At 62.2% G+C, this 278-nt stretch carries 1 protein-coding gene; it reads right to left on the bottom strand.

The window, feature by feature from the left end:
- Nucleotides 1-278 (bottom strand): hypothetical protein (locus AB2L51_RS15155; RefSeq protein ID WP_400922658.1); only part of this gene is annotated, 278 nt, incomplete at both ends.

Raw genomic sequence — 278 nt, 5'->3', positions numbered from 1 at the left:
GCGCCTTGCGTCAAAGCGGGCGAGATCGGCAGCGCTTCCGTGGGCGATGACCTCTTGGGCGGCAGCCTCGCTAAGGCCAGGGCACTCACGCTGCAAAATCCTGATACGACCGTCCGCAGGTTCCTCGCCCTTATAGATCCTTTCGAAAACCTGCTGCCGGGTCAGCTCTCTCAAACTTGCTGTGCCTTGCATCCGGTCAATCACCTGGGCGGCCTCGGCGTCCGCCTTGAACAGGCGCATCGCATCCCTCAGCTCAGGAGGCGGCATCGAGTTGTCCA

This window comes from Acetobacter fabarum (assembly GCF_040702925.2).
Taxonomy (GTDB): Bacteria; Pseudomonadota; Alphaproteobacteria; order Acetobacterales; family Acetobacteraceae; genus Acetobacter; species Acetobacter fabarum_B.
Note: the sequence above shows the minus strand (reverse complement) of the source record. Positions and strands in the feature narration are given on the sequence as shown.